The sequence below is a fragment of the Brevundimonas lutea genome (assembly GCF_003704105.1).
Classification (GTDB): Bacteria; Pseudomonadota; Alphaproteobacteria; order Caulobacterales; family Caulobacteraceae; genus Brevundimonas; species Brevundimonas lutea.
Window position 1 is genome coordinate 79,868 of the sequence record NZ_QUOQ01000004.1, and the last position, 26,523, is coordinate 106,390.

The 26,523-nt window shown below is 68.4% G+C and carries 24 protein-coding genes and 1 pseudogene; 7 read left to right on the forward strand and 18 right to left on the reverse strand.

Annotated elements, in window-relative coordinates; genetic code table 11:
- Window positions 1-89 precede the first annotated feature (89 nt).
- Window positions 90-704 carry a superoxide dismutase gene (locus EES48_RS07690; protein ID WP_122465822.1) on the reverse strand — a complete coding sequence of 205 codons (615 nt, stop codon included), beginning with the start codon at window positions 702-704 and terminating at the stop codon, window positions 90-92.
- Window positions 705-794: 90 nt separating this feature from the next.
- The gene (locus EES48_RS07695; protein WP_122465823.1) at window positions 795-1,883 is read right to left on the reverse strand and encodes an alpha/beta hydrolase; all 1,089 of its coding nucleotides are present in this window, start codon (window positions 1,881-1,883) and stop codon (window positions 795-797) included.
- 301 nt (window positions 1,884-2,184) lie between these two features.
- On the opposite strand from EES48_RS07695, the pseudogene EES48_RS15130 reads away from it, so the two are divergent.
- Window positions 2,185-2,670 (forward strand): annotated as a pseudogene (locus EES48_RS15130) (class I SAM-dependent methyltransferase); the annotation flags it as partial.
- Between the two features lie 201 nt (window positions 2,671-2,871).
- Here the strand turns inward: EES48_RS15130 and EES48_RS07705 are convergent.
- From EES48_RS07705 to EES48_RS07725, 5 genes are all read right to left on the reverse strand, one after another.
- Entirely contained in the window at window positions 2,872-3,819 is a 948-nt protein-coding gene (locus EES48_RS07705; RefSeq protein ID WP_122465825.1) for an aldo/keto reductase, read from the reverse strand.
- A 77-nt stretch (window positions 3,820-3,896) separates the two neighbouring features.
- Complete coding sequence (locus EES48_RS07710; RefSeq protein WP_122465826.1) at window positions 3,897-4,301, reverse strand: response regulator; 405 nt, start codon at window positions 4,299-4,301, stop codon at window positions 3,897-3,899.
- A 77-nt stretch (window positions 4,302-4,378) separates the two neighbouring features.
- Window positions 4,379-6,322 (reverse strand): PAS domain-containing protein, encoded by a 1,944-nt coding sequence (locus EES48_RS07715; protein WP_122465827.1) that lies wholly within the window; start codon window positions 6,320-6,322, stop codon window positions 4,379-4,381.
- Window positions 6,323-6,384: 62 nt separating this feature from the next.
- Complete coding sequence (locus EES48_RS07720; protein ID WP_122465828.1) at window positions 6,385-7,584, reverse strand: cell wall hydrolase; 1,200 nt, start codon at window positions 7,582-7,584, stop codon at window positions 6,385-6,387.
- Window positions 7,585-7,686: 102 nt separating this feature from the next.
- A complete protein-coding gene (locus EES48_RS07725; protein WP_240623268.1) occupies window positions 7,687-8,172 on the reverse strand; it encodes a Dps family protein in 486 nt (161 codons plus the stop codon).
- 185 nt (window positions 8,173-8,357) lie between these two features.
- Here EES48_RS07725 and EES48_RS07730 point away from each other — a divergent pair, with 185 nt between their 5' ends.
- The 5 genes from EES48_RS07730 to nadC all read left to right on the forward strand — a co-directional run bounded on the left by EES48_RS07730 (window position 8,358) and on the right by nadC (window position 15,486).
- Window positions 8,358-11,114, forward strand: coding sequence for a PAS domain S-box protein (locus EES48_RS07730; RefSeq protein ID WP_122465830.1), 2,757 nt, complete (start codon window positions 8,358-8,360; stop codon window positions 11,112-11,114).
- Between the two features lie 103 nt (window positions 11,115-11,217).
- On the forward strand, window positions 11,218-12,303 hold the full coding sequence (nadA, locus tag EES48_RS07735) for a quinolinate synthase NadA (protein ID WP_122465831.1): 1,086 nt from the start codon (window positions 11,218-11,220) through the stop codon (window positions 12,301-12,303).
- Between the two features lie 2 nt (window positions 12,304-12,305).
- Window positions 12,306-13,133: a metalloprotease gene (locus EES48_RS07740; protein ID WP_122465832.1), complete on the forward strand. Its 828-nt coding sequence runs from the start codon at window positions 12,306-12,308 to the stop codon at window positions 13,131-13,133.
- Window positions 13,130-14,650 carry an L-aspartate oxidase gene (locus EES48_RS07745; protein ID WP_122465833.1) on the forward strand — a complete coding sequence of 507 codons (1,521 nt, stop codon included), beginning with the start codon at window positions 13,130-13,132 and terminating at the stop codon, window positions 14,648-14,650. Before EES48_RS07740 ends, EES48_RS07745 begins: the two co-directional genes overlap by 4 nt.
- Entirely contained in the window at window positions 14,647-15,486 is an 840-nt protein-coding gene (gene nadC, locus EES48_RS07750; RefSeq protein WP_122465834.1) for a carboxylating nicotinate-nucleotide diphosphorylase, read from the forward strand. Before EES48_RS07745 ends, nadC begins: the two co-directional genes overlap by 4 nt.
- On the opposite strand, the gene EES48_RS07755 is transcribed toward nadC, so the two are convergent.
- The 3 genes from EES48_RS07755 to EES48_RS07765 all read right to left on the reverse strand — a co-directional run bounded on the left by EES48_RS07755 (window position 15,437) and on the right by EES48_RS07765 (window position 19,563).
- The gene (locus tag EES48_RS07755; protein WP_122465835.1) at window positions 15,437-16,606 is read right to left on the reverse strand and encodes an acyltransferase family protein; all 1,170 of its coding nucleotides are present in this window, start codon (window positions 16,604-16,606) and stop codon (window positions 15,437-15,439) included. The two genes, nadC and EES48_RS07755, sit on opposite strands and share 50 nt — an antisense overlap.
- A 145-nt stretch (window positions 16,607-16,751) precedes the next feature.
- Window positions 16,752-17,852 carry a cell wall hydrolase gene (locus EES48_RS07760; RefSeq protein WP_240623269.1) on the reverse strand — a complete coding sequence of 367 codons (1,101 nt, stop codon included), beginning with the start codon at window positions 17,850-17,852 and terminating at the stop codon, window positions 16,752-16,754.
- 286 nt (window positions 17,853-18,138) lie between these two features.
- Window positions 18,139-19,563 (reverse strand): SLC13 family permease, encoded by a 1,425-nt coding sequence (locus EES48_RS07765; RefSeq protein ID WP_122465837.1) that lies wholly within the window; start codon window positions 19,561-19,563, stop codon window positions 18,139-18,141.
- A 223-nt stretch (window positions 19,564-19,786) separates the two neighbouring features.
- Here EES48_RS07765 and EES48_RS07770 point away from each other — a divergent pair, with 223 nt between their 5' ends.
- The gene (locus tag EES48_RS07770; RefSeq protein ID WP_122465838.1) at window positions 19,787-20,578 is read left to right on the forward strand and encodes a hypothetical protein; all 792 of its coding nucleotides are present in this window, start codon (window positions 19,787-19,789) and stop codon (window positions 20,576-20,578) included.
- A 4-nt stretch (window positions 20,579-20,582) separates the two neighbouring features.
- Here the strand turns inward: EES48_RS07770 and EES48_RS07775 are convergent, their stop codons facing one another.
- The 8 genes from EES48_RS07775 to EES48_RS07810 form a co-directional block, all read right to left on the reverse strand.
- Window positions 20,583-21,587 (reverse strand): DUF2891 domain-containing protein, encoded by a 1,005-nt coding sequence (locus EES48_RS07775; RefSeq protein WP_205679402.1) that lies wholly within the window; start codon window positions 21,585-21,587, stop codon window positions 20,583-20,585.
- Window positions 21,588-21,596: 9 nt separating this feature from the next.
- On the reverse strand, window positions 21,597-22,556 hold the full coding sequence (locus EES48_RS07780; RefSeq protein WP_122465840.1) for a DUF979 domain-containing protein: 960 nt from the start codon (window positions 22,554-22,556) through the stop codon (window positions 21,597-21,599).
- Window positions 22,553-23,272: a DUF969 domain-containing protein gene (locus tag EES48_RS07785; RefSeq protein WP_122465841.1), complete on the reverse strand. Its 720-nt coding sequence runs from the start codon at window positions 23,270-23,272 to the stop codon at window positions 22,553-22,555. The genes EES48_RS07780 and EES48_RS07785 overlap by 4 nt, the downstream gene beginning before the upstream one ends.
- Window positions 23,273-23,340: 68 nt before the next feature.
- Complete coding sequence (locus EES48_RS07790) at window positions 23,341-23,793, reverse strand: hypothetical protein (RefSeq protein WP_122465842.1); 453 nt, start codon at window positions 23,791-23,793, stop codon at window positions 23,341-23,343.
- 5 nt (window positions 23,794-23,798) lie between these two features.
- Window positions 23,799-24,098: an I78 family peptidase inhibitor gene (locus EES48_RS07795; protein ID WP_122465843.1), complete on the reverse strand. Its 300-nt coding sequence runs from the start codon at window positions 24,096-24,098 to the stop codon at window positions 23,799-23,801.
- A gap of 36 nt (window positions 24,099-24,134) precedes the next feature.
- Entirely contained in the window at window positions 24,135-24,557 is a 423-nt protein-coding gene (locus tag EES48_RS15135; RefSeq protein ID WP_240623270.1) for a hypothetical protein, read from the reverse strand.
- Entirely contained in the window at window positions 24,476-24,946 is a 471-nt protein-coding gene (locus EES48_RS07805) for a DNA polymerase III subunit chi (protein ID WP_122465845.1), read from the reverse strand. Before EES48_RS07805 ends, EES48_RS15135 begins: the two co-directional genes overlap by 82 nt.
- A gap of 6 nt (window positions 24,947-24,952) precedes the next feature.
- On the reverse strand, window positions 24,953-26,425 hold the full coding sequence (locus EES48_RS07810) for a leucyl aminopeptidase (RefSeq protein ID WP_122465846.1): 1,473 nt from the start codon (window positions 26,423-26,425) through the stop codon (window positions 24,953-24,955).
- Window positions 26,426-26,523: the final 98 nt, after the last annotated feature.

Below are 26,523 nucleotides of genomic sequence, written 5' to 3' on the forward strand. Positions count from 1 at the left end.
AACGGTTACGCTTAATCAGACGTGAACCGCGCAAGCGAAAGGGGCCGGGCGTCGCCGCCCAGCCCCTCGATGCTCTCAGGCCTCGCGCCCTACTTGGTCGCGGCGGCGAACAGCTCATTGGCTTTGTTCCAGTTCACCACCGTCCAGAAGGCCTTGAGGTAGTCGGGCCGGCGATTCTGGTACTTCAGGTAATAGGCGTGTTCCCAAACGTCGGCGCCCAGGACCACGTCGCCCTGCTCGTCGGCGACATCCATCAGGGGATTGTCCTGGTTGGGGGTGGAGGTGACCTTGAGCTTGCCGTCCTGGACGATCAGCCAGGCCCAGCCCGAGCCGAACTGGCCGGCGCCGGCGGCGTTGAAGTCTTCCTTGAACTTGTCCAGCCCGCCCAGATCGCGGTCGATGGCGGCCTTCAGCTCGCCCGAGGGCTCGCCGCCCTCGCCCACCGGGGCCAGCAGTTCCCAGAACAGGGCGTGGTTCCAGTGGCCGCCGCCGTTGTTGCGTACCGCCTTGGGGGCCTTGGAGATAGACTTGAAGATCTCCTCCAGCTCCTTGCCTTGCAGACTCTGATCGGCGTCCACCGCCTTATTCAGATTGTCGACGTAGGCCTGGTGGTGCTTGTCGTGGTGGAAGGTCATCGTCTCCTTGTCGATGGCCGGCTCCAGAGCGTCATAGGCATAGGGGAGAGGCGGCAGGGTGAAGGCCATTGCTGGCTCCTTTTCGACAGGGATTTGGATGCCCGGGACATAGGCGCCGGTTCGTCTGAGCCAAGGCCAACGGCCGGATTTGGTTCCTGATCAGCCCCCGCAGGCCGCTGCGGCCTCGTCGGCCAGACGATTGGCCAGCGCCTCGTCTATCGGGCCCATCAGGACGTGGTCACCCAGACTGTGTCCCCGGCTCTCGTGGCTCACCCACCTGATCTGATCATCCGGCAGCACGCCGTCGGCCGCCGCGCGTTGACGGTCCTCGCGAACCTGCGAATCCAGCGCGCCGTAATGCAGGATCATCGGCGCAGACCAGCCGCTCAGCAACGTTGCCACCGGTCGGTCGTCGGTAAACCAGGTCTTCCACCACGAATAGGAAAAAGCCGGCGCCGCCGCGCTGGGGTATGGGGCGTCGTCGGGCTGGGCCAGCGCCATGGCCTTGGCCTGCTCATACAGTCCGCCCTGCACCGTCTCGACCTGGGCGATCTCCTCAGCCGTCCAGACGCCGTCTGGCTGGATGAAGGGCTCCATCCGCCCGAACACCGCCGAGGGCGTCTTCATCCAGTTCGCCTCAACCTCTTCATTGGTCACCTGCCCGTCGCCGTCGGCGTCCATCATCCTGAGAGAATAGGCGTCACGACCCGCCACCTGCCAGCGCACGGCCGCCAGCTTGGATTCCAGCGGCGCGCCCATGCCGATCAGGAGATCCGGCGCGGCGCCACCGCGTTCCGCCATCCCAGCGACGTGGACCATGCCCTCGGAATGGGCGAACAGGACGACACACCGGGCATTGAGCCCGGCCGGAGAGCGCACCCAGTCATCGACCGCCTCGACATCGCGGCTGAAACCCTCGGTCGCCAGCGTGGCGGTCACGTTCGGGTCGATCGCCTCGGCGGGAGGGACGCCATATCTGACACCACGCCGGTCGAACCGCACGGCATCCAGACCGCGTTCGGCGAACCGGGCCGCCAGATCCTTGAAGATCAGGTCGCGCTCAGTGCCGCTGGTCCCCAGCCGGACATCGCGGTCAAACGCGCCGGTGCCGGCCACCATGATAACCGCGCCCCGAGCCGGGGTCGGGGCCCGATCGACCACGCCCCGCACCGTATGCCCGTCGGTTGATGGAATCGCGAACTCGGTCGGCGACGCCATGGCCAGCGCCAACATCAACGTGATCGTCATCGGTCCCCCGCTTCCGAATGTCCCTGAACCGCCCTAGTTTGCGAAGCAGTGGACGCGGCGGCAAGCCCGGACCGAACCAAGGAGCCCCGAAGCCCCCGTGAGCGAACTTGTCGATGTCATCGCAGGTCGGCGGTTCGAACGCGAGCCCGCCATCCCCTGCCCGCTCTGCGGCGAGTGGAACGAGCCACGCGTCATCAAGGCCCGCTATGGGATGTTGGCTTCGGTCGCCGAATGCCTGCCCTGTCGCCTCGCCTACCAGACCCCTCGACCGTCAGACGAGGCCAGCCAAGCCTATATGAACATGCGCTGGTCGTCGGGGGACAGCTATGTTGCCGACGCCGGGGCAAAGCTGACCCAGGCGAGAAAGAACGCTCAGATCGTGCGCGAGGCCGTTCCGGAGGCCCGAACGCTCCTCGACTTCGGAGCCGGATCGGGCGCCTTCGTCTTGGCCGCACGTGAGGCGGGTTTTGACGCAGTCGGTGTCGAGCGCAGCGAGGCAGCGCGGGCCCGCGCGCGCGCGTCCTACGGGCTGGAGCTGTTGGAGGCCATGCCCGAGGACACCCACTACGACGTTGTGACTCTGTGGGATGTCATCGAGCATCTGCGCGATCCAGTCGCTCTCCTGAAATGGCTGCGCTCCCGCATGGCGCCGGGCGGCGTCATCGTGCTGGAGACCGGAAACTACGAGAACTGGAAGCGACTGGCCCAGGGCGACACCTGGGGCCTCTATTTGCTGGACCACCAGTTTTACTTCACGCCGGCCAGTCTCAAAATGGTCGCGCGCAAGGCAGGTTTCGCGGAATTTCGACTGACCCGGCGCGGGCGCCGGATACCCGCGCCGATGCCGGCTCAGCCGTCACACCGCGATCTGCTTACGCATTCCCTTTATGATCGGGCCATGAAGGATTGGCCCAAGCACGGGGACATCAACGTGATGATCGCGCTGGCCAAGGTTCCGGCCGCAGCCGCGGTCACCGCGTCCAGACCGTCAATCGCTGGCGCGGGTCAGGGTCTCGAGATCGTCGGCGGAAAGCGAAAGGCGCGCGGCCTGGAGCGTATCCTGCAGCTGTTTCGTCGAGGTGGCGCTGACGATCGGAGCGGTGACGCCGGGGCGTGACAGCAGCCATGCCAGGGAGACCTGGGCGGACGTGGCGCCGAGCCGCTCTCCCACGGTCTTCAGCGCTTTGAGGATGCGAACGCCGCGCGCGTCGAACTTGTCCTTGAGCATGCCTTCGCGCGCCGTGCCCGCGACCTCGGCGGCCGAGCCGTACTTGCCGGTCAGAAAACCGGCTTCAAGGCTGAAATAGGTGATGACACCCAAGCCTTCGGCCACCGCCAGGTCCTGGAGCGCGCCCTCAAAGGTCTTGCGGCTGTAGAGGTTGTAGTGCGGCTGCAGCGTCTCGTAGCGCGGCCAGTCCCGGGCGGCGGAAATGTCGAGCGCCTCGCGAACCTGGCCGGCGTCGTGGTTAGATGTGCCGATCGCGCGCACCTTTCCGGCCTTCACCAGGCGGTCGAAGGCCTCCAGCGTCTGCTCCTGCGGGGTGTTCGGATCGGGCCAATGGGATTGATACAGATCGATGTAGTCGATCTGGAGCCGGCGCAGGCTGTCCTCGACGGCCTTTTCGATCCAGCCGCGAGACAGGTCGTTGTGACCCTGCCCCATGTCAGATCCGACCTTGGTCATGATCAGCACGTCGTCGCGGCGCCCTCTGGCCTTCAGCCACTCGCCGATGATGGTCTCGCTTTCCCCACCATTGTGGCCGGGAACCCAGCGGGAATAGGCGTCGGCCGTGTCGATCGCGTTGAAGCCGGCGTCGACAAAGGCGTCGAGCAGGGCGAAACTGGTGTCTCGGTCGGCGGTCCAGCCAAACACATTGCCGCCGAACACAAGAGGCGCGGTTTCAAGGCCGCTGCGGCCGAGGGGGCGTTTCTGCATGGCAGGTCTCCTTTGGGAGACCGGAGATGGCGGCTGCGGGCGAGGCGTCAAGCCGCACTCACGCAGGCGTCAGAAGATCAGCCGAATAGACGCAGCTCGCGCGGCGGTTCGGCCGGCTGACCCTCGCGACGGCGCAGGGCGTAGTTGACGGCCTTTTCGACACAGCTTTCGTCGGTGGGCTTGGCCAGCACGCCGATGGTGCCGGCGATGCCGTCGCCCAGCATACCCGGATTGGCGGTCATGTAGAGAACCGTCGCGCCGTAATCCTCGGCCAGTTCGCGGCCCAGTTGCACGCCGGTCGGACCGTCCTGCAGGTGGATGTCCACCAACGCCAGATCGACATCGTGTTCGGCCACAAAAGCGCGCGCAGCTCTCGCGTCTGCGACGGTGGCGGCCACCTCGTGACCGAGGTCCTCGAGGGTGAAACGCAGCTCCATCGCGACGAGGGCCTCGTCTTCAATGATCAGGATGCGGGCGGGCATGGTCTTGGTTTGGGTTCAGAACCGGACATAACAAGGGAGGCTTGCGCGGCTTTTAACGCTGATGCGGGAAAACGGTTTCATTTGCGACGCGCGGCCGCGCGTCTTCGAGACAGCGCCGTCTCCGGTAGGTGCGCGACAACCCTCAGACCCTCGGGTCGCCAATCCCGCGTCAGCGTGCCGCCGAGCTGACCTTCGACAGAGGCTTCGGCCAGGCTGGAGCCGAAGCCTCTGCGACGCGGCTCGAGCGGCGGCGGGGGGCCGCCCTCCTCCGTCCAGCTCAGGATGAAGCGGTCGCCACGCCGTTGCGTATCCAGCCGCACTCGCCCCTCATCGACGCTAAGCGCCCCGTATTTCGCGGCGTTGGTGGCCAGCTCATGGAACAGCAGGGCGACCGAGGTCGCCGCCTGATCGTCGAAATCGGCGTCCTCGCCCGCCACGATGACACGCGAGACGCCATCCTCGTCGGCATAGGGGCGGAACAGATCAGCCAGGAAGCCGTGCAGGGTCAGGGAGCCCAGCGTCGGACGGGACCGATCCGTGTGAGGCCGGACGAACTCGTGCGCCGAGGCCAGGGCGGCGATGCGGGTGCGCAGGGCCTGGGCGAAGGGCCGCGCCTCTGGGTGATGACGCGCCGAGAGCGCAATGAGCGCCGACACCACGGCGAAGATGTTCTTGATCCGGTGACTGAGTTCCTGGCTGAGCAGCTCGCGCGCCTGCTCCGCGCGCTTGAGCTCATCGATATCGGTGCAGGTTCCGAACCAGCGGGTGATGCGTCCCTGCTCGTCCCGGATCGGATTGGCTCGCCCTAGGGTCCAGCGATAGACCCCGGAATGGTGCTTCAGCCGATATTCGATCTCATAGGGGTCGCCGGTGTCCAGGCTGTGGCGCCACGTCGCCCAGGCGCGCTCCTGATCCTCGGGGTGGAAGACGTCGTTCCAGCCCTCGCCGTCGGTCGAGCCCTCCGGCACGCCGGTGAATTCGTACCAGCGGGCGTTGTAGTAGTCATGCAGCCCGTCCGGCAGGGTCGACCAGACCATCTGCGGCATGGAATCGGCGATTGCGCGGAACTTCTTCTCGCTCTCGGCCAAGGCCTTCAGGGTCTCGGCCAGCTCCAGTTCGGCTTCCTTGCGCTGGCTGATATCGATCGCCACGCCGGAAAAGCGGATGGGCCGGCCATCGGCGTCGGCGACGACCTGGCCACGGGCCAGCACCCAGCCGATGGCGCCGCCTTCGCGATGAAGACGGTACTCGCTTTCGAACAGGCCGCGGCCCCTGAGCGCCTCATCGATCTCGCCGGTGACCCGCTCGACATCGTCGTGATGAAACGCGTCGAGGAAGCGCCGGATCGGGGCGCCGCGCCGCGCCTCCTCGACCGGCACTCCGTACATAAGGGCGAACTGGTCGTCGGCGACCACGCGGTCGGCCAGGATGTCCCAGTCCCAAGCGCCGACGTAGGTCGAGGCCTCAAGGGCCCGAGCAGCGCGCGCGTCGCTCTCGGCGCGTTCCTTGATGGTCCGGCGCAGCTCCATCTGCGCCATGACCTGGTCGGCCAGGACGTCGAGGGTCAGCATCTGGAGTTCGGTCGCGCCCTCCGGACGGGGCTCAGTGTCCAGTATGCACAGGGTGCCGATCGCCACGCCCTCGGCCGACTTCAGCACCCGACCGGCGTAGAAGCGCAGGCCCGGCGCGTCGGTCACCAGAGGATTGCAGGCGAAGCGTGCGTCGTCTCGCGCGTCGGGCACCACCATGCGGTCCTGCTCGAGGATGGCGTGGGCGCAGAAGGAGGTTTCCAGCGGGGTCTCGCGCACCCCCAGCCCGGTCTCGGCCTTGAAGAACTGGCGGTCATCAGCGACCAGATTGACCACCGCCATCGGCGCATCGAACGTCTGGGCCAGCAGCCTGACCACGTCATCAAAGGCGCGCTCGCGGTCGGTGTCGAGAATATCGTAGCGGGCCAGGGCGGCGACGCGGCGCGCCGCGGCCGCCTCCGCCTCATTCTTCGCCCTGTTGTCGTCTTTCAAGCCCGGCCCCTGTCACTCTGACGATGGTCAGCAATGCGCGAAACACGATCGGCGTTGCAAGTTCAGTTCGCCGGACGGCCCACTTCCTCGACAGCCAAGGGTGTGACTCCGGGAGGCGGCGAGGCCGACGGAGCCGCCGCCGCAGGCGCGGCGCGCTGCTGCTCGAAGGCGGCCAGTCTCTCGTTGATGGCGGCGACGTCGTCGGGTGTGGGCTGACGGCGCCCGCCGAGGCTCAGCGTGCCGACCACGCGGGTGGCGCCGTTGATGGTGACCGTCTTGACCGGTTCGCCACCGACCTCGGCGACGGAGTCGGTCGCCTCGTCAGCGTCTGTCGCGGCCACGACCAAGCGGGGCTTGGAGAAGCGCGCCTCGTCGATCCAAGGCTCCTTGCCGGCGTAACGCTGGACGAAGGCCGCCGGCTGACCCGCAAACCCCTTCCAGCGATAGAAGATGTGCGCCCCGATTTGGGTCAGCTTGTCCAGGGTCGGCGCCCACCATGGATGCACATAGTCGGCGTGATAGTGGGTCGCCAGGCCGACGCTTTCGACCACGCGGCCGGCCAGGGCGCTCTCGGCCACGACGCGAGCGCGGTCCCACGCCCATTTCACCGGCGCATTGGCCATGGAGCCGTCGCAGGTGAAGGAGAACTGGCAGCCTGTTGTGCGCTCGGCGCCTTCAAACACCACCCCGCAGACGCTGTTGGCGTAGTTGGGATCGCGCACGCGATTGAGGATGACCTGGGCCACCGCCTCCTGGCCGCCGGTCGGCTCCAGCGCCGCTTCATAGTAGATGGCTTGGGTCAGGCAGCGAAGGGCGCGCTGGCGGGTCTGGGCGTCGGCGGCGCCGAAGGAGAAAGGCTGGGCCGCGACGCGAGGACCGCCGGCGAAGGCGCGGGCGGCATTGAGTTTCTGCGCCTCCAGACCGGCCGTCGGACTGGCCAGCGGATCGGGCTTGCCGGCGAGGCTGAGCGTCTCCCAGCCCTCCACGAGGCCCAGGCGCGCCAGCATGGAGCGCTGGTCGCCGACACGGGCGGCAATGGCCAGGAGCGCCGGGTCATACCCGGCCGTCAGTCGACGGAAGCCCGCGTCGCCAAGGTCGCCCTGGGTCCGTTTGGCCACGATTTCGGCGGTGCGATCGATCTCGGGACGGGGCGTGGAGCCGGCCGCGACGGCCACTCCGAGAGCGGCCAGGGCCGCAGGCGCCGCGGCGCCCGCCAGCCGAAACCGTCGCTTCAGTCGTGCCCAGTCAGGCGTCACGAGCATCCCTCAGACAGCGCCCCCTTCCGACGGAGAGCTTCCATGCAACGGTGTTAGCCGGCGTTTCCGGCGGTTTGATGGTCAGTGCTTACCGTCCGGTAATTGCGGTCACTGGCCGCCGAGCGTCGAGCGCAGCATCCAGGCGAACTTTTCGTGGGCGGCCAGGCGCTGGGTCAGCAGGTCGGCGGTGGCGTCGTCGCCCGCCTCGTCCGCGGCCTCTACGCCCGAGCGGCAGGTGGCGATCAGGGTTTCATGGTCGCGCATCAACTCCTGCAGCATTTCGTTGGAGTCCTTGGTCGGGTCCCCGTCCTTGATGCCGGTCAGATTGCCGAAGGCGGCATAGCCCTGCGGCGCCAACTCGCCCAGGCTGCGGATGCGCTCGGCGATCTCGTCCAGCGCGGCCCAGATCTCGCGATACTGCTGCTCAAGCAGGTTGTGCAGGCCGAAGAACTGCGGCCCGCGCACGTTCCAGTGATAGCCGTGGGTCTTCAGATAGACGGCGAAACTGTCGGACAGCACCCGGGTCAGGGCCTCGGTCACGTCCTTGCGCTCGGTCTTGGTCAGGCCGGTGTCGATCTTGGTTGAGGCGTTCACGATGATGTCTCCAGTCTCGAATTCGCTGACCGCTGAAATGGGATGCGGCGGCGCCATTGCCAAGGTTGCAACTCGACGCGGAGTTCCAGACGCGCGAAAACAATCCATCATGGGACCTTGAACCGCCTGGTGATTTCGGGGGAATTCAACGGCATGAGCGCTAATCGGGGAGAGAGACGCCGGGAATGACTGGGGGCGGGATCGATATCGATCGGACGATCCGCCGGATCGCCGCTGCCGAGACGCGCGGCGCGCGAGGCGTGCTGGTCATCGCCTTGCTCTGCGTATCCGCCGCCATCGCCATTCGCCTGCTGCTGGCGCCGCTGTTCGGGGACTCGGCCGCCTTCATGACCTTCGTCCCGGCGGTGATCGTGGCGGCGCTGTGGGGCGGACGCTCCACCGGCGTACTGGCGCTGCTGCTGTGCGTGCCCGCCGGCTGGATCACCGCGCTGTTGCCGGATCCCGAAGGATTCCGACTGGTTGAGCAGGCTCCGGCCACGGTCGCCTTTTTGTTCGCGGGCGGCTTCACGGCCCTGGTCGCGGGGTCACTCGGCTCCAGCGTTCGCGCCTTGCACGACAAGGTCGAGGAGGCCGAGCAGGCCCGCGGCCGGCTGTCGGAAACTGAAATCGAACTCCGTGCCATGGTCGACCAGGCCGCCGCCGGAATCGCGAAATGCGACCTGAATGGGCGAATTGTCAGCGCCAATGGCCGGTTTTGCGAGATCATCGGCCGTAGCGAGGCCGAGGTCGTCGGCTCCACGACCGCCCCCTTCACTCATCCCGAAGATGTCGGGCCCTCGGCCGAAACCATCGCCGCGGCGCAGTCCGACGCCGGCGAGTCGCGGGTCGAGAAGCGCTATGTCCGACCCGATGGTTCGGTGGTCTGGTGCCTGGCTACGGCGCGGGTCGCCACGGACGCGATGGGCAAACCCGAGTGGGTGATGGCGGTCATCGTAGACATTACCGAGGCCAAATCGACAGAGGCGGCGCTGCGGGAAAGTGAGGCGCGGTTCCGGGACATCGCCGACACCGCCCCGGTGATGATCTGGGTCACCGCCCGGGACCGCCAGCGGGAATTCGTCAACCAGGCCTATGTCGACTTCACCGCCGACGACTACGACAGCGCCCTCATCACCGACTGGCGCGAGCGCCTGCATCCCGACGATCACGACCGCATCGTTCAGGAGTCGATCGCCGGCGAGACCTCGGCCCGGCCGTTCGCGCTGGAAGCGCGCTATCGACGGCGTGACGGGGCCTGGCGCTGGCTTCGCTCTTTCTCGCGACCGCGATTGGGGCCGGAGGGCGAGGTGGCCGGCTTCGTGGGCGTGGCCTTCGACGTCACGGAGCCGCGCGAGGCGGCGGCGCGGCTGGCCGAGACCGAGACCCGCTTCCGCATGGTCGCCGACAGTGCGCCGGTGCACATCTGGATGTGCGGCGAGGACGGCCGGATCACCTTCGGCAACCGCCGCTACCGGGCGTTCTTCGGCGTGAATTCGGACACCGGCCTGATCGGGGCCGGCGGGGCGATGATGGCGCCGAACGATCGCGATTCCGTCACCCGCGTGTTCGAACGCGCCTTTGCCGCTCGAGACCGGTTCGAGGCCACCATCCGTGTGCAGCATCCGGTGATGGGCGAGCGCTGGCTGCGGTGCGAAGGCGTGCCGCGTTTCGACGCCGAGGGCCGGTTCCAAGGCTATGTCGGGGCCAATTTCGATGTCAGCGACTCCAAGAAGGCCGAGGACGACCTCAAGAACATCAACGAACTGCTGGAGGAGCGGGTCGGCCTGGCCCTGACGGAAAAGGCTCGGGCGGAGGCGGACCTGCTGCACGCCCAGCGGCTGGAGGCGGTCGGGCGGCTGACCGGCGGGGTGGCCCACGACTTCAACAATCTGCTGACGGTGGTCATCGGCGCGCTCGACATCGTTCAACGTGCGCCGGACGGGGCCAAGCGCGCCAAGCTGATCGACGCCGCCCTGTCGGCCGCGCGGCGCGGCGAGCGGCTGACGCACCAGCTGCTGGCGTTCTCGCGCCGCCAGACCCTCAGGCCCGAGGAAACCGACCTCAATCACCTGATCCGCGAGGGCGAGCCGTTGCTGCGCCAGGCGGTGGGAGAGACCATCGCCCTGAAACTAAAGCTGCGTCGGGGGGGCGCGCCGGCTCTGGTCGATCCGGGCCAGTTCGAGGCCGCCTTGATCAACCTGCTGGTCAACGCCCGCGACGCCATCAAGGACGGCGGGCACGTCACCATCGAGACCCAGCGGTGCATCCTCGCCGCCGGCGAACTGGCCGGCGTGGCGCCCGGCCGATATGTCTGCGTGCGCGTCATCGACGACGGCATGGGCATGGACGCCGGCACCATCGAACGCATTTTCGAGCCCTTCTTCACCACCAAGGGCGTCGGCAAGGGCACGGGTTTGGGGCTGAGCCAGGTGTACGGCTTCGCACGACAGACGGGTGGGGGCGTCAAGGTCGAAAGCGCGCCGGGCGAAGGCACGCGCATCACCCTGTATCTGCCGCAGTTGCGCCGGATCGCGCGGCGCGATGTCGAAACCGCCGACGCGAGCGGCGCGGCGCCCGCCGATGGAGGCCGCCTGTTGCTGGTCGAAGACGATCCGGCCGTGTCGGAGGTGGCCGAAAGCCTGTTGCTTGAGATGGGCATGGACGTCACCACGGCGGCCAGCGGCCCCCAGGCGATCCAGCGGCTGGAAGCGGACAGCTTCGACATCATGCTGAGCGACGTGGTTATGCCGGGGGGTATGACGGGGATCGAACTGGCCGCCGCAGCCCACGACCGCTGGCCCGCCATGCGCATCATCCTGGCTTCGGGCTATGCGGGAGATGATGTCGACTCCGCGCTGGCGGCCTCGCCCTGGCCTTTCCTGAAGAAGCCCTACTCCGCGGCGGAACTGGCGCGAATCCTTCAGGTCCGAATTCCCGACTGAAACGGCTTGCATTCCCCGAAGCGAGACCTACCTTTGGTCGGACTTATGCTCATACTTAGCATAAATCGGCAACTGCGCCGCAAGGACAGATGGAGGGTCGATCATGGCCTATGGCGAATTTCCCGATCTGGACGACGCGATCGCCCGGTCGACGGCCGACGCCTGGGAAAAGGTGAAGGGCCGGGTCACGCCTCTGGAATGGGCCCTGCACGCGCCGCTGATCGCCGAGATCAATGCGCTCAAGAAGCAGCGCGACGCGGTGATCCTGGCCCACAACTACATGACGCCGGACATCTTTCACGGCGTGGGCGACTTCGTCGGCGACAGCCTTGCCCTCGCCAAGGAGGCGGCGCGGTCCGAAGCCAGGGTCATCGTTCAGGCCGGGGTGCACTTCATGGCCGAGACGTCCAAGATTCTGTCGCCCGACAAGACGGTGCTGATCCCCGATCCGCTGGCCGGCTGCTCGCTGGCCGCATCGATCACGGGCGCGGACGTGCGCCTGATCAAACAGCGCTATCCGGGCCTGCCGGTGGTTACCTATGTGAACACCACCGCCGACGTGAAGGCCGAGACCGACATCTGCTGCACCTCGGCCAACGCCGTGCAGGTGGTCGAATGGGCCGCCCGCGAATGGGGTGTCGATCGCGTCATCCTGATCCCCGACGAATACCTCGCGCGCAATGTCGCGGCCCAGACCGACGTGAAGATCATCGCCTGGCAGGGCCGGTGCGAGGTCCACGAGCGGTTCGACGCCGCCGACATCGCCGAGATGCGTCAGGCCTATCCGGGCGCGGAAATCCTGGCCCATCCCGAGTGTCCCGAAGAGGTGCTGAACGCCGCCGACTTCGCCGGTTCGACCGCCGCCATGGCTGATTATGTCGAGACGCGGCGGCCGCAACAGGTGGTACTGATCACCGAATGCTCCATGGCTGCGAATGTGGCGGGAGATGTCGAGGGCGTCGAGTTCATCGGTCCGTGCAACCTGTGCCCGCACATGAAGCGGATCACCCTGACCAACATCCGCGACTGTCTGCTGAACATGCAATTTGAAGTGACCGTTCCTGAGGACATGGCCGAGCGCGCCCGCCAGGCCGTCCAGCGCATGGTCGATCTTCCCCCGCCGCCGGTTCCCGCGCGCTATGATCTGGTTCGAGCGCGCGGCCACAGCGTGCAGGTGGAGCTGATCTGAGCATGACCGAAACCCGCGCGCGCGGCCCCTGGGACCTCGAGCCTGACCGGACTACGGCCTCCGCCGAGACCGCTGAAGCGCCCGCCCGTGAGGCCCCGCGTCAAAGCCCCGTAATGGCGATCCTGTCCAGCGCGGCCCTGGCCGGGTTGATCTGGTTCCTGTCCGGCGAATGGATCTTCGCCCTGGCGGCGGTGGTCGGGGTGGTGGTGCACGAGTACGGCCATGTGCTGGCCATGAACCGCTTCGGCATGGGGCCGGCGCGCATCCACATCGTCCCGTTCCTGGGCGGCCTGGCCTGGCCCGCGCGCGCCGAGAAGACCGAATGGGAAGGCGTCCTGGTCTCGCTGGCGGGTCCTGCTTTCGGTCTGCTGGCCTGCATCCCGTTCGTGGGCGGCTACTATGCGACGGGCGACCAGACCTGGGTGCTGGCCGCCGCCCTGATCGCCCTGATCAATCTGGTCAACCTGGCGCCCGCGCCGCCACTGGACGGCTCCAAGGCCCTGGGCCCGATCCTGGCGCGCGTCCATCCGATGCTGGAGAAGGTTGGGCTGGTGCTGATCGGCGCGGGCGTGGTCTGGTGGGGCGTGACCACGGGACGGCTGATCCTGGTCATCTTCCTGAGCCTGTCTTTGATCGGATATCTGCGTCAGCGCGGATGGCGGCCGTCGGCGCGCAAGCTGACCGGGCGCGAGAGCCTGGTGAGCCTGGGCCTGTTCTTCGGCACAGCCGCGCTGTGTGTCGCGGTGCTGATCGGGGTGATGCTGCCGGTGACGGGATCGGTGGGCGGCGCGCTGGCGTTAGGCGCGCGGTTCCTGGGGATTGGCGAATGAAGCGCCTCATCCTGGACGGCCCGCTGATCGTCGGCGGCGGCCTGGCGGGACTGTCGGCGGCTCTGGAGTGCGCGCCGCGCAAGGCCCTGCTGATCACCCCCGCGCCGCTGCTGGACGCCTGTTCGTCGGCCTGGGCCCAGGGCGGCATGGCGGCGGCGCTGGCCGAAGCGGACTCCCCGGCCCTGCATGCCGCCGACACCGTGGCGGCGGGCGGCGGCCTGGTCGACAGCGCGGCGGCGCGCGCCCTGACCGATCGCGGGGCCGAGACGGTGGCGTGGCTGGCCGGACTCGGCGCGCCCTTCGACCGCGACGCCCACGGGCGTTTCGCCGTCAGTCGGGAGGCCGCCCACGCCGTGGCGCGGGTCGCCCGGGTCGGCGGCGACGGGGCGGGCCGCGCCATCCTGTCGGCCCTGGTCGTGGCCGCGCGGGCCGCCGAACACCTGGACATCTGGGAGGACGCCCGCCTGCTGGCGCTGATCCGCGCCGACAGCGACCGGGTCGTCGGGGCGGTGGTCGAGCGCGCCGGCCGGCGCGTGGAAATCCTGGCCCCCGCCGTTGTCCTGGCGACCGGGGGGATCGGTGGGCTCTATGCCGTGACCACCACCCCGGTGGCGCTGAAAGGCGAGGGTCTGGCCATCGCCCAGGCCGCCGGCGCCGACATTCTCGATCCCGAGTTCGTGCAATTCCATCCCACCGCCCTCGATATCGGCCGCGATCCAGCGCCCCTGGCCACCGAGGCCCTGCGCGGCGAGGGGGCCCGACTGGTCGATCGCGACGGCGGTTTTCTGCTCGGCGCAGACGCTGAGGCCGATCTGGCCCCGCGCGATCAGGTGGCGCGCGCCGTGCACCGGGCGGTGACGGAGGGTCGCGGCGCCTTTCTCGACACCCGCCGGGCGATCGGCGACCGGGTGGCGCGCGACTTTCCGGCCCTGTTCGCCGCCGCCATGTCGGCCGGCATCGACCCGCGCGTCTCGCCCCTGCCCGTCGCGCCGGCCGCCCACTATCACATGGGCGGGATCGCCGCGGACACAGACGGGCGCACGTCGGTCGCCGGCCTGTTCGCGGTCGGCGAATGCGCCGCGACCGGCGTGCACGGCGCGAACCGCCTGGCCTCCAACTCCTTGCTGGAAGCCGCCGCCTTCGGTCGTCGCGCCGGCCGCGCCGCCGCCACCGAGGTCGCGGCCGCCAATGGCCCGCGCCTGGCGCCCCACATCGGAGCCGAGCTGACGGCCGCGGCCCTGGCTCAACTCCGCCAGGGGATGAGCCGCTGGGCCGGGGTCGAGCGGGACGCCTCGGGCTTGGGACGGCTGATCGACCTGATCGATCGACTGGACGCGGACGCTCCGGGCGCCCCCGCGCTCGCCGCCGCCCGCATGGTCGCCGAGGCCGCGCTGGAGCGTCGCGAAAGCCGGGGCGGCCACGCCCGCTCGGATTTCCCCGCCACGAACAGCGAGGCCCGCCACACCCGGCTAACGGGCGCCTCCCTGCCCGCCATTCCCAAAAAGACCGCCGCATGAGCCTGCCCGATCTGATCGTCGAGCCGGTGGTGCGGATGGCGCTGGGCGAAGACCTTGGCCGGGCCGGCGACGTCACCGCCGCCCTTATCCCCGCCGAGGCCCGCTGGTCGGCCCAGGTGGCGGCTCGCAAGAACGGCGTCGTCGCCGGCCTCGACTGCGTGCGGCTGGCCGTGCGCGCCCTCGATCCAAGCGCCGAGATCACCTTCGAGGCGGCCGATGGTGACGCTGTCGAGGCCGGGGACGTGCTGGCCCGGATCAACGCCAACGCGCGCGCCCTGCTGTCGGCCGAGCGCACCGCGCTGAATCTGCTGGGTCGCCTGTCCGGCGTGGCCACCCTGACCCGCGCCTATGTCGAGGCCGTGGCCGGGACCGGCGCGCGGATCGCCGACACGAGGAAGACCACGCCGGGGCTGCGCGCGCTGGAGAAACACGCTGTGGCCATGGGCGGCGGGGTGAACCACCGGTACGGCCTGGATGACGCCATCCTGATCAAGGACAACCACATCGCCGTCTGCGGCGGGGTACGCCATGCCGTGGCCCGCGCCCGAGCGCAGGCGGGCCACCTGATGAAGATCGAGGTGGAGATCGACCGGCTGGATCAGCTGGAGGACGCTTTGGCCGAAGAGCCGGACGTGGTCATGCTGGACAACTTCAGTCTCGCGGATCTGCGGCGGGCGGTCGATCAGGCGGCCGGGCGCGCCGTGCTGGAGGCGTCAGGCGGGGTTACCCTCCAGACTGTGAGGGCCATCGCCGAAACGGGTGTCGACGTGATCTCGGTCGGCGCCCTCACGCACTCGGCGCCGGCTCTGGACGTCGGACTGGACGCGGCGTCATGACGGCGCCGGGCGATGGCCGCCGGGTGAAGAAGCGGGCCTGGATGGCCCGCTGGATCGGGTCGTCGATCCATTGATGATAGGTGCCGGCCAGCAGCACGGCGAAGACCACCGCTCCGCTCCACACACCCCACATCGCCAGATCCGAATGCGCCACCGGCGCGGCGAGGCGGGCGATGAGGTCGAACCACAGCGCCCCGGCGATGGTGTGGGTCATGAACAGCGAAAAGCTCATCCTGGCGGCCCATTCGGCGCCGGGTAGGGATCGGGTCACCGGCGCCGCGCCGCATCCGACGATGATGCCGCAGATCGCCAGGATATTGATCAGATCGGTTCCCAGCAGGACCGCGTTAACCAGCAGCACGGCGGCCGAGCCGAGGCCGATCACGCGCGCCACGCCGCCCCCAAAACGGGCGGTCTGGACGATACGGGCGATGCTGAGCCCGACCAGAAATAGCGGCGCGGCGCGGAACAGGCACCACTGAAAGCCGAGGCTGAACTGATCCTGGCCCAGCAACAGCAGGCTCAGCACCTCGGCGCCGAACAGCACGCCGAGCCCGAGCAGGGCCGCCAACCACGGCGAGCTGATTCTGAGAAAGAGCCGACGCCACAGTGTTGGGAAGGTCAGGTAGCAGAGCAGCAGGGCCGAGATGGTCCAGGCGGGAATGTTCCACTCACCGCCCCCGAGACCGAAGGCGTGCAGCAGAAAGACCTGCGCTGGCAGATCGGCCAGGTCGAACCGCCCCTCATTGGCCGCATGGAAGCCGAGAGCGCCGCCCAGCACCACCATGACGACCAGAATCCCCAGCGTGATCAGGTGGGTCGGATAGCAGCGCGCCAACCGCTTGAACCAGAATCGGCCGAGGCCCAGTCGGCCCGAAGCGACCGACGCGCCATAGGCCTTGGCCAAGACAAAGCCGGACAGAATCAGGAAGAAGTCGGTGGCCAGATAGCCGCGCTCCATGAAGCCATGCAGCCCGCGCAGGGCCACCGGCGCCTCGTCGCCGAAGTGGAACACGACGACGAACAGGGCGGCCGCGAAGCGCAAGGCGTCGAGCGCCCCGCCGCGCGCCCTGGCAACGAGATCAGGAGACCCCGGGGGCCCGGCGGAAGACAGAGACATGGGGAGATGTCCGGCGACGGCGCCCAGAATCGGGACAGCCGTCACGGGACGTGCAACGCCCGCGCCTGAGACGCGGGCGTTGGGTTAGCGAAAGCTTAAGGAAAATCGCTGGTTGGCCAGAGAGCGTCGCGCTGCCGACCTGCGATTAGCGGGTCTCTTCGACCCCCGACGCCGGAGCCTTGGCCGTGGGCTCGGCCAGGGGCGCGGCGGCCACGGCGCGCGCCGGCGCGGCTTCGGTCTGGGTGCGGACGTCGTCGGACGTCAGCCCTTCCCTGGCCAGCACGGCCGTATAGGCCACGGCCTGCCCGGCCTGTCGGACGGCGTCGGTCGGATCGAGGCTGGCCATGACCATCTCGGGTTGTCGCGGCGCGCTCGAGGGCTGGGCGGCATAGGTGAAGGTCGCCGCCGAGCCGCGCCGTCCGCCGAAGCGGTAGAAGACATGCGAGCCGACCTGATTGACCCGCACCAGGCTGTTGCGCCAACCGGGCGCCACGGCGGTGGTGTGGAAGTGGGTGGCGGCGCCGACTCCGCTGAAGACCGAACCGTCCAGGGCGCTGGAGGCGATGCGACGGGCGCGGCTCCAGGCGGCCTGGTTGACGCGACCCTTCATGACGCCGCTGCAGGTGAAGCTGAACTGGCAGCCGGTGCGGCGGTTGGAGCCCTGGAACACCACGGCGCAAACGCTCTTGGGGAAGGCCGGGTGGCGAGCGCGGTTCAGGACCACCTGGGCCACGGCCTTCATGCCGTCCGATCCCTCTCCGCGCGCCTCGTAATAGACGGCCTGGGTCAGGCATTCGAGATCGCGCGACGAGTCCAGAGCCGAGGCGAGGCGGAACGGGCTGACGCCCTCCACGTTACCCAGAGCCCGGGACTGGCCGTCGCGACGCAGCGATTCGAGACGGGCGGCGATCAGGACGGCCTGGCGATCGCGCTGGGCGTCACCGGCAACCGTATAGGGGTCATGGCGTCGCGCGATCGACAGCGCGCTTTCGTTCAGGCCGCCGGCCGCGGCGGCCAGAGCCTCTTCCGAGAAGCCGGCGGCGGTGACGCCGTCAATCCGCGAGGCCTGGGCGCGAATTTCGCTGCTGCGGGCCACTGATCCGCCGAGGTAGGCGCAGCCAGCGGTCAGCCCGATTAGGGCGCCGAAGGCGGCGGCGAACATCCAGGGGGCGGGCGTGGGGGCCTTCAAGCGAACAGGAAGACCGACAACGCGCGCCGAGGGGCGCGGATCGTTGGAAGCGGACAACAGGAGAACTCTCGGCGACAGGGGCCAGCGCGCCCCCTTATTCACCCGTCGGCCGGTCCTCTGTGGGAGCCTGAAAACACCGTCGGGGCAGTCGATACGTCGTTATGCGAACCCATCGAAGCCGGGGCTTAAGCCAGAGGTTTATGGCCTGAACGTGGCGAGACGGCAAGAGATGTGTGCAGCGCACCATTTCCACGCACCGTTCATGCGCCGCCACGCGGCCGGTCGGGTCAGGAGCTGCGCCGCGGTTTTTGAGGATGTGGCCGAGTGACGAACCAGGCGGGTGTCAGAAGGGATAGAAGATCGGGATCGCGATCATCGCCACGATCCAGGTGATTATGTTCAGCGCCATGCCCACCCGCACGAAGTCGAGGTAGCTGTACCCAGCCATCTGATAAACCAGAACATTGGTCTGATAGCCGAACGGCGTGGCGAAAGCCGCCGACGCCGCCATCATCACGCAGATCAGGAAGGGGCGGGGGTCGACGCCGAGCGATTCGGCCAGGGCCACGGCGACGGGTGTGACGAGCACCGCCACGGTGGCGTTCGACAGGAGCTCGGTGGCGAACAGGGTCACCCCGTAAAGGATGATCAGCGCGCCGAGCGGGCCCAGAGGCTGACTGAGCATGATCAGTTGCTCGGCGCCGGTGCTGGCCAGCCCCGTGACCTCGAGCGCCATGCCAATCACGACCATACCCGCGATCAGCAGCAGGATCTCGGGCCGCAGACCGGCGTAAGCCTCCTCCGCAGTGACCACCTTGAGCAGGATCAAAGCCACGGCGCCGGCGAAGGCGCTCGCCGCGATCGGCGCGAGGCCGACCGCCGCGACGACGATCACCAAAATGAAGATGCTGAGCGCGATCAGGGCTCGTCGCGGCTGGAAGGGCTGGTCGGCATCCTCCTCGAAGAGCTTTACGTCACCCAGCACCCCGTCGCCCGAGCCGTCGGTCTGATTCCGGCTCTCACCCATGCGCGGAAATGCGAAAGGCAAAATGCGGCGCCGCGGCTTGGCCTGGACGCCCGATTGAGCCCGAGCGGCCTGTCGCTTCGCCTGCTTCTCTGCCTCGGCGGCGGCCATCTCCGCCTCTTCGGCCCGACCGATCCCATCAAGCTGTCTGGCGCCGACGAAGTAGAGATAGGCGGTGCCGGCCAGGGCGATCGCCAAGCCCGCCGGCAACATTTCGAACATGCCGAACACCGGTTGGCCGGCGTTGGACGCCATGTCGTTGACCAAGAGATTGGTCGAGGTGCCGATCAGGGTGATCAGCCCGCCCATGACGACGACGTAGCTGAGCGGCATCAGAAAGCGCTTGGGCGACAGGCCAACCGACCTGGCCATGTCACGGATGATCGGCGCGGCCAGAACCACCACCGGAGTGTTGTTCAGAAAGCCGCCGACGGACCCGCACAGCCCGATGACCATCCAGATGCCCTGCTTGCCAAACCTCTTCGTCAAACCTTTGGCCTTGCGGATGATCAGGCCCAACAGGCCCGATAGCTCGATGGCGTAGGCGATCACGAACAGGCCGGCGAGCGCGATGACGGCGGGGCTGGCGAAGGCGCCCTGGACCTCCACCGGTCGGACCACGCCCAGCATCAGCAGCACCGCCGCCCCCACCAACGCCACGACATCCGCGCGCATCCGACCGTCGATAAGCGCGGCGACCACGGCGATAAGCACGGCCAGGGCGGCGATCTGGTCGAATGTCATGCGTGTAGGCTCTCCCCCCGTCCGCGCCCCATGGGACATCGGAGCACTGGAACGCAAGCGCGACCTGTGCTGTTTCGGTTCCATGAACTCATCGTGGCGCGTCGTCGCCTTCGCCGCCGCTCTCTCTCCCCTGCTCGCCCAGTGTGATCGGGATAGATCCGAGCCCGCCCCGACGAGCGAGCCGGCGTCGTCTCCCGTGCCTGCGCCGTCACCGCTCGCCCCGATGGCCCGAGCGGAACTGATCGAGATCGCCGAGGACGCGGCCGACGCCTACGCGGCCGGCGAACCCTATGATGAAGCGGGTCTGGCCGGCCGGCGATTTCAGGTCGTCGTGCCCTTCGGCTGCCCGGGTTCGCCCAGCGCCGCGACCAGCACCGCCAGCGAGGACGCCGCCACTGGCCTGGCGAGCTGGCGTTGGGCCGACAACAATCGCAGCCTGAGGCTGACCGCCAACGCGGCCGACTGGTCGGACACCCCCGAACTGGCGGCGGTGACGCAGACCGAGAACGACGAAACATTGGAGTCGACCGCAGGCTTCTGGATCCCCCGTCCCTGGCAGACGCGTGAGGCCTGCCCGGCCCTGCGACTGGAGCGACCGCCCGCAGCCCCCGGCGGAGGCGAGGCTTTGGAGCGGCCGGAGACCGAGGAGGCCGGGGAGACCACCGACGAACCAGCCCCGTCGAGCATCGCGGTGGCGCCGCTGGCCCCGCCCCCCTCGCCGCAGACCCTGGGCCTGGTGCAACTGTACACCGACCAGTCGACCCGCACCGGCCGCACCGTGGGCCGGCCGCACGTTCACACCATCCGATCAGAGAGCGACGCGCCGCTCGCGGTTCCCAATCAGGGCTACAGGCTGGTTCTTGAGGGTCGCATCGCCCGCTTCCCGAATGGCCGAGCGGTCAGCTGCTCGGCGGCCAGCCCGGACGTGCGGCCACGCTGCCTAGTGGCGGTGACGTTCGACCGTTTGGCCTTCCGAGACCCGGCGTCGGAGACCGCCCTGGCCGAATGGCGCTGAGGCGTCAGGCCTGACCCGGGGCTTGAAGGGCCAGCAAGGCGAAGCTGGCCAGCCAATGTTCGCCCATATAGTCACCGGTGACATGCGGCAAGGCCGCCTCCAGATGCCGGCTCGCGGTCTCCTTGGCCGCTGATTCCGCCGGGTGATCCGCAGGCAAGGCCGCCGCAATCCCGCGCCAGCACCAGGCCCGACTGAGATTCAGTCCGTCCAGATGGGCGATCTTGCCGTCCGAGCGGTCACTGACGCTGGCGGGCCGGAACACGGTGGCGGGAACACCCTCTCCCGCGCGGGGCAGGAAGGCGTCGAACCAGGCCGCAAACTCCGCCCTCGGCAGCACCCGGCTCATGGCAAGCGCTTCCATCAAGGCCGGCGACAGAAACTCGTCCTGAGACGGCTCCCAGGCGGGGCAGTCGCGGTCGTCCGCATGCCAGTCGCGGAGCTTGCTCTTCAGCTCATCCGCGAATTCGGGCCGGGCCGTGGCCGCCCAGTCCAGCGCCAGGGTGAAGGCGAAGGCGGTGTTGTAGTGGGTTCCCACCCTGACCGGATAGGTCGCCAGCGGCAGATAGGCGGCGAACCGCTCGTGGATGGCGTCCACCAGCGGCGCGAGCGATGCTCGCCATGCAGCCGCTTCGTCGCCGTGGCGCTCCAGTTCCGCCGCCAGCTTCAAAAGCCAGCCCCAGCCGTAAGGGCGCTCGAAGCCCCGGCTGGTGGGGCGGCGCGCATAGGCCGCTTCCGCCTCGCCGTTTGCCGGCGTGAAGGTGGCGTCGGCCAGGGCGCGAATATCGGCGGCGAAGGGCGCCTGCGGATACAGCCTGACCAGGCTGAAGAGGGTCCACCAGCCGTGCACGCAGCTGTGCCAGTCGAAACTTCCGAAGAAGATGGGGTGCAGGTCGCGGGGCCCCCGCACGTCCTCGGGGCCGGCAATCACGTGGTCCAGCTTGTGCGGAAACTCGCGGGCCACGTGACCGAGGGCGGCGCGGGCGAAGCGGTCGGCGATCTCGGGCGTCATTTCGGTCATCTAGAAGGCCAGGAAATACATCAGCGCCATATTGGCCACGAGCATGATCAGGGCGGTGGGAATCTGGGCCCGGATGACGCCGTTGAGCATGCGGTTGCGGTCGGGCAGCTCCAGCAGATTGGCCGGGACCACGTTGAAGTTGGCCGCCATGGGGGTCATCAGCGTGCCGCAGAACCCGGCCAGCATGCCGATGGCGCAGACGATGGCGACATCGCCCTCGAACTGACCGATCAGGAACGGCAGGGCGATGGCGGCCGTCATCACCGGAAAGGCGGCGAAGGCGTTGCCCATGATGATGGTGAACAGCGCCATGCCGAGGCAATAGGTCACCACCCCGATCAGCGGCCCGTTCATCGGGATGGTGTCGGCCACCAGGCCGCCGACCACCTCGCCCACTCCGGCCAGGGCGAAGACGGCGCCGAGCGCCGCCAGCATCTGCGGCAGGATGGCGGCCCAGCCGACGGCGTCCATCAAGCGCCGCCCCTCTTGCACCGGCGCCATCAGCGGCGGCCGGATCAACGCCATGCCGACGCCGACGGCCAGCAGCACGCCCAACCCGAGCGCGATCAAGGTCGGATCGTCGGGATCGAACAGAGGCGTGCCTCCGATCTCGATCTTGGCCAATACCAGGGTGCCCAGGAGAGCGGTGACCGGAATGATCAGGGCCGGGATGAACAGCTTGGCGCCGAGCCTCTCGGCCGAGGCGGCGCGCTCGGTCGGGGTGGTCGTCTTCGGTTGGCCCTGACCCAGGCCGATGCCACCGAGGATCACCAGGGCGATGACCAGCAGACCGTTGGCGAAGTCGGTCAGCCGGTCGCCGAAAGTGAAGGAAAAGGCCAGCAGCCCCCAGAAACCCGCGTTGATCCAGCGCCGGGGATTGGCGGCGTCCATGGCGCTCAGCACCGCCCAGGCGGCGAACACCAGACCAGCCAGCAGATAGACGAAATCCAGAGTGATCATTCGCCGGCCCCCGACGAGGTCGTGGACCGGGCGCTGGCGTCGCCCTCCCCCGCCGCAACCTCGCGGGCGATGCGGCGGTCGAACAGGACCAGCCGGGTCCCATGGACCAGCAGCGCCACGATCGCGGTCGGAATGGCCCAGACCGACAGCTCCAAGGGCTGCACGATGATGCCGTTCTGTTCGAGGAAGCCCTTGATCAGCAGGATCGAGGCGATGGCGATGAAGATGTCCTCGCCGAAGAACAGCCCGATGTTGTCGGCGGCTGCGGCGTGGCTGCGGATGCGAAAGCGGGTGGCGTCGGGGATGGGACCGTGGCGCGTCTCTGCCGCCGCCTCGGCCATGGGGGCGATCAGCGGCCGCACCATCTGGGGGTGGCCGCCCAGCTTGGTCTGGCCCAGCGCGGCGGTGACCTGGCGCGCGAAGAAATAGGCCAGCAGCAGACGGCCGGTGGTGGCGCCGCGCACGCTGGAGATCAGCCGGCGGGCCTGCTCCTGCAGCCCGGCCCGCTCCAGCAGGCCGATGACCGGCAGCACCAGCCAGACGATGGAAATGTAGCGATTGTCGTTGAAGGCGCCGCCGAAGGCCGAGATGGTCTCGACCGCGCCCAGGCCGCCGGTTAGACCGGTCACGATGGCGGCGGTCAGAATGACCACCAGCGGATTGATCCGGGCCAGAAACCCGACCACCACCACCGCGATACCCAGCAGGACCAGCATCGGCCGCCTCTCCGTGATTCCGGCGGCAGCCTAGGCCCGTTCGACACCTGGGGGCTATCCCCGAAGCCTCAGCCGCAGCTGATCGACAGGATGCGACCGCCCGGGCCATCGCGCTCGATATTCATCCGTGTGGGCACGAGGTTCTGGATCAGCACATCACCCTGGACAGAGTCACGAACCTCCACCTCGGGCGCCAGGTTCTCGATCGTCGCCCGGTCGGTGCCCACGGTGTCGATCTGGTAGCGGGAGGCTCCGCAGGCGTCCCCGAAGTAATAGACGGCCTCGCCCTCACCCTCGGCGATCCAGATGCCGGGTGACGACGGGTGATTGCGGATCACCGAGCCCTCGGGCGCCCAATAGGCGAAGGGCGGCGCCGGATCGGCCACGATGGTGACGCCGGGCGCCGGTCCGGGAGCCGCCGTTTCAGCACCGGCGATCTTCGTGGCGTCCGCAACAGCAATCGGCCCGTCCGGCGCCTCGCCGGAACAGGCGGCGCCGATCAAGGCGCCGCCTGCCGCCATGAGGATCAGCCGCAGCGGACTTGCTCGATCACGCCCGTATCCTGATCGTAAAACACGTTCAGGCGGTTGGGGTTGTAGTCCATGGTCACCGGGCATTCGGTGCAGGTGACGCGCCACGTCTCGCCGGCCGGCGCGGGCGGCAGTTCGGAGCGGTTGCGGCCAATCCAGTCCTGGTGCTGGTCGGCCTTGCACTGGGCGGGGCCATCGTCGCCCATGGCGGGCGGGGCGGCGGCATCGTCCTCGGTCGAGGCGCAGGCCGACAGCATCAGGGCGGCGGCGCCCGCGGCGGCGAACAGACGGATCATCGGGTCTCTCCTGGGTTAAGCCCGGCTCCTAAACGCTCAGCCACAGCGAACCTGTTCCACCAAGCCGGTGTCGGCGTCGTAGAAGATGTTCAGCCGGTAGGGCGAAAAGTCCTCGGTGATCGGGCATTCGGTGCAGACCACGCGGCGGTTCACCACCTCGACAGGCACGGGGATTTCGGTGCGCGAGCGGCCAACCAGCCACTGAAGCTCGCCGGCTTTGCAGACATCCTGCTGGGCCGAGGGCATGCGGGTGCCAACGGGCTGGGTGACCTCGGCGATCTCGACGGCCTCGGGCGCGCTGGTCGGCGCGGCGGCCGCCTGAGGCGGATCGGCTTCGGGCGTCGAGGAACAGGCGGCGAGCAGGGCCAGGCCCGCGATCAGCCCGCTTTTTCCCAGCGTCCCTCTGGTGACTGTTTCCAGTAGGCCAGATTGGCGCCCGCCTGTTTGAGGACGCGCCATCGCTCGCGCGCCGCCGTCAGCGCCGCGTCGTCCCGACCGTCGAACAGAATGAAGCATCGCGCAAAGTCCTCCGTGGCGCCCAATTCGGCCTGGTCCAGGATGAACAGCGCCTGAGCGCCGTTCCGGTTCTCCGCGTTCGTGGTCAGCAGGATCGGTTGGCGCGCCTCCTCCCCCTCCCCGTCCCGACCGTGGGCCAGGAAGCTGTCCGGCCGTGCGGTCCACAGCCGGTCACTCATCTCACGCAGGAGGCCGTCGTCAGCGGCGCGCACCAGCCCCCGCCAGCCGCGCTGCAGGGTCTTGTCCAGCAACTCGGGAAGGACTTCCGACAGCGACGACCGCTCGAGATGGTAGAACCAGATCTCCGTCCCGCCGGCCGCCGCGTCGCTCATGAGGGCTTAGCTTTCGTACGTGTCCGCCACCATGCGATCCAGGGTGCGGACCGCGAAACCGACGCCGCCTTCGGGCACGGTCGGGCCATGCGCCTTGGAGGCCCAGGCGGTGGGGGCGATGTCCAGGTGCGCCCACGGGGTGTCGTTGACGAAGCGCTTCAGGAATAGGGCCGCGGTGATCGAGCCGCCGGCGCGGCCGTTACCCATGTTCTTGATGTCGGCGATCGGGCTTTCGATGTGCCGCTCGTAGATGTCCGGCAGCGGCATGCGCCAGAAGTTCTCGCCAACCTTGGGCGCGGCCGCCAGAATGGCGTCGGAGACCTCATCGGAATTGGAGAAAATCCCGGCGTACTCCAGGCCCAGCGAGACGATCATGGCGCCCGTCAGCGTGGCCAGGTCGATCATGAATTTCGGCTTGAACCGCTCCTGAGTGTACCAGAGCGCGTCGGCCAGGACGAGGCGACCCTCGGCGTCGGTGTTGATCACCTCAACCGTCTGGCCCGACATCGACACCACAACGTCGCCCGGGCGCTGGGCGCGGCCGTCGGGCATGTTCTCGACCAGACCCAGCACGCCGATGGCGTTGACCTTGGCCTTGCGACCGGCCAGCGCCATCAGGGTTCCGGCCACGGCGGCGGCGCCGCCCATGTCCCACTTCATGTCCTCCATGCCCTCGGCGGGCTTGATGGAGATGCCGCCGGTGTCGAAACAGACGCCCTTGCCGACGAAGGCGATCGGCTGGTCGCCCTCGGCTCCGCCGTTCCACTTCATGATGGCGACGTGGCTTTCGCGCTCCGAGCCCATACCTACGGCCAGGAGGGTGCGCATGCCCAGTTTCTCGAGTTCGGCCTCGCCCAGGATCTCAACCTCGAGACCCAGCGATTCCAGCGCCTTGACCCGGTTGGCGAACTCGCCGGGATACAGGACGTTGGCCGGCTCGGACACCAGGTCGCGGGCGAAGATCACCGCGTCGGCCACCGCCGACATCGGCGCGAAGGCCGCCTTGGCCGCTTCCACGTCGGCGGTGACGATCCGCACCGTCTCGATCGACGGGACCTTCTCCGGCTTCCGCTTGGTCAGGTATTTGTCGAAGTGATAGGCCCCCAGCCGCGCGCCGAAGCCGGCCCGCGCGGCCTGATCCGGCGACAGGTCGGTCAGGTCCAGGGTGATGGTCTTCTGCCCCGACAGCTTGACAGCCTGATAGGCGACGGCGCCGATCGCCTCGGCGCCGAGGTCATCCAGCTTTCCGCTTTCACCTGCGCCCACCAGCACGACCGACGCGGCTTTCACGCCGCCCGGGGCCCCCATGGCCAGATGGCTCTTGCCCTTGCCGGTGAAACGGCTGGCAGCCATGGCGCGCTTGACCGCGCCTTCGGCGGCCTGGTCAAGGGCCGCGGCGACGCCGGAAAGATCGCCCTCGTGAACGGGGACGGCGAGGATCTGCGCCTCGCCCGGCTGGGCGACGAATTCGATGTTCATGGAAGCTATGCGTGGCCGGACTTCTTGGGTCCGGTCCTCCTTGAGGCTCGGGCTTTGGACAGGGCGCCTTTGGAGCGCCGTCGAGATGGACTACATGC

Bases quoted from the DNA above. Each gene is read 5' to 3' on its own strand.
- nadC (WP_122465834.1), top strand. From the start codon at position 14,647: ATGAGCCTGCCCGATCTGATCGTCGAGCCGGTGGTGCGGATGGCGCTG.
- EES48_RS07795 (WP_122465843.1), bottom strand. From the start codon at position 24,098: ATGATCCGTCTGTTCGCCGCCGCGGGCGCCGCCGCCCTGATGCTGTCG.
- EES48_RS07810 (WP_122465846.1), bottom strand. From the start codon at position 26,425: ATGAACATCGAATTCGTCGCCCAGCCGGGCGAGGCGCAGATCCTCGCC.
- EES48_RS07775 (WP_205679402.1), bottom strand. From the start codon at position 21,587: ATGACGCCCGAGATCGCCGACCGCTTCGCCCGCGCCGCCCTCGGTCAC.
- EES48_RS07785 (WP_122465841.1), bottom strand. From the start codon at position 23,272: ATGCTGGTCCTGCTGGGTATCGCGGTGGTGGTGGTCGGGTTTCTGGCC.
- EES48_RS07710 (WP_122465826.1), bottom strand. From the start codon at position 4,301: ATGCCCGCCCGCATCCTGATCATTGAAGACGAGGCCCTCGTCGCGATG.
- EES48_RS07695 (WP_122465823.1), bottom strand. From the start codon at position 1,883: ATGACGATCACGTTGATGTTGGCGCTGGCCATGGCGTCGCCGACCGAG.
- EES48_RS07705 (WP_122465825.1), bottom strand. From the start codon at position 3,819: ATGCAGAAACGCCCCCTCGGCCGCAGCGGCCTTGAAACCGCGCCTCTT.
- EES48_RS07740 (WP_122465832.1), top strand. From the start codon at position 12,306: ATGACCGAAACCCGCGCGCGCGGCCCCTGGGACCTCGAGCCTGACCGG.
- EES48_RS07770 (WP_122465838.1), top strand. From the start codon at position 19,787: ATGGCCCGAGCGGAACTGATCGAGATCGCCGAGGACGCGGCCGACGCC.
- EES48_RS07690 (WP_122465822.1), bottom strand. From the start codon at position 704: ATGGCCTTCACCCTGCCGCCTCTCCCCTATGCCTATGACGCTCTGGAG.
- EES48_RS07805 (WP_122465845.1), bottom strand. From the start codon at position 24,946: ATGAGCGACGCGGCGGCCGGCGGGACGGAGATCTGGTTCTACCATCTC.
- EES48_RS07790 (WP_122465842.1), bottom strand. From the start codon at position 23,793: ATGGCGGCAGGCGGCGCCTTGATCGGCGCCGCCTGTTCCGGCGAGGCG.
- EES48_RS07780 (WP_122465840.1), bottom strand. From the start codon at position 22,556: ATGATCACTCTGGATTTCGTCTATCTGCTGGCTGGTCTGGTGTTCGCC.
- EES48_RS07730 (WP_122465830.1), top strand. From the start codon at position 8,358: ATGACTGGGGGCGGGATCGATATCGATCGGACGATCCGCCGGATCGCC.
- EES48_RS07720 (WP_122465828.1), bottom strand. From the start codon at position 7,584: ATGCTCGTGACGCCTGACTGGGCACGACTGAAGCGACGGTTTCGGCTG.
- EES48_RS07755 (WP_122465835.1), bottom strand. From the start codon at position 16,606: ATGTCTCTGTCTTCCGCCGGGCCCCCGGGGTCTCCTGATCTCGTTGCC.
- EES48_RS15135 (WP_240623270.1), bottom strand. From the start codon at position 24,557: ATGGCGCGTCCTCAAACAGGCGGGCGCCAATCTGGCCTACTGGAAACA.
- EES48_RS07745 (WP_122465833.1), top strand. From the start codon at position 13,130: ATGAAGCGCCTCATCCTGGACGGCCCGCTGATCGTCGGCGGCGGCCTG.
- EES48_RS07765 (WP_122465837.1), bottom strand. From the start codon at position 19,563: ATGACATTCGACCAGATCGCCGCCCTGGCCGTGCTTATCGCCGTGGTC.
- nadA (WP_122465831.1), top strand. From the start codon at position 11,218: ATGGCCTATGGCGAATTTCCCGATCTGGACGACGCGATCGCCCGGTCG.